Here is a 1,240-nt window from a genome sequence, read left to right on the forward strand (position 1 = left end):
TGATGGGCCTGGAAAAACAGTGCCACTTAGATGGTTAGCCTTTGGCCTGTTTTTGATTCAGTCAGATCGCGGCTAGCCGCGATCTGACTGGCGAATTCAGCAGGTGTCCTGTCAGCCAGAGCCCTGTGAGGACGACTCACATTGTATTCCTGTCTCCAGACCTCGATAATCTGTTTTGCATCAGCCAGATTCTGGAACCAGTGCGTGTCTAGGCACTCGGCCCGAAGCGTTCCATTGAACGATTCACAGAAGGCGTTGTCGGTAGGCTTACCGGGCCGCGAGAAGTCGATCTTCACTCCATTACAATAAGCCCACATATCCATCCTCTGACCGGTGAACTCCGCGCCATTGTCACAGAACAAGACTTTGGGCACACCGCGTTCCAGTATCAACCGATTCAGAACACGCACCACGTCTTCTCCTCTCAGGCTTTGCCCGGCTTCGATGGCAAGGCTTTCTCTCGTATAAACATCGATGATGGTCAGGGCACGGAACCGTCTTCCATCGCTGCATTGATCGGAGACGAAATCCATGGCCCATGCCTGATTCGGTCCGGTTGGACGAAAGCGATCCCGACGATGTACCACCGCACGCTTCCTTCCTGTGGGTCGTGTACGCAGCCCCAGACCTTCTTCTTTGTACAGGCGGTAGACCAAATCCTTACCTGCTTTCCAGCCCTCGCGATTTAACAACACGCGGATCATGCGGTAGCCGTAGCGCACCCGGGTTTGCGCAATCTCCCGCATGCGCATTCGCAATTCTGTCCACGGTTCCCGGCGACTCTCGTAACGATGTGTCGTTCGTCCCAGGGCCAAGACACAGCACGCGTGCCGTTCGCTCACCTGATAGCTCTGTTCCAGATACTGCACTACCGGGCGACGACGCGAGGGCTTCAGAATTTTTTTCGCAACACGTCCTGCAGCATCGTCTTGTCCAGCGTCAGCTCCGCCACTAGCTGCTTCAGCTTCGTGTTCTCCTCACGAAGCTGTTTGACTTGACGGACCTGATCCACTTCCAGGCCGGCGTACTTCGCCTTCCACCGGTAGTAGGTTTGCTCTGTGATTCCCACCTTACGGATCAGCTCCGCTATTGGAACTCCGACTTCAGCCTGCTTCAACACTCCAACAATCTGCTCCACAGAAAACTTCTTCTTCATGGCAAAATCCTCCGCCCTCTTCAGGGTAAGTTCTCTGCCAAAAACTAACTCTCAATTTGGTACTGTTTTCGCCAGGCCCATCAC

Annotated in this window: 1 protein-coding gene; it reads right to left on the bottom strand. The window is 54.3% G+C overall.

All coding sequences use genetic code 11. From position 1 onward, the window contains the following. Positions 1-26 precede the first annotated feature (26 nt). Positions 27-1,156, bottom strand: a protein-coding gene (locus XX99_RS16395; protein ID WP_231581440.1) for an IS3 family transposase whose coding sequence is annotated in 2 segments (ribosomal slippage) — positions 27-907 and positions 907-1,156 — 1,131 coding nt in all. Because the reading frame shifts where the segments join, the coding sequence is not laid out codon by codon here. Positions 1,157-1,240 lie beyond the last annotated feature (84 nt).

This window comes from Silvibacterium bohemicum, assembly GCF_001006305.1.
Taxonomy (GTDB): domain Bacteria; phylum Acidobacteriota; class Terriglobia; order Terriglobales; family Acidobacteriaceae; genus Silvibacterium; species Silvibacterium bohemicum.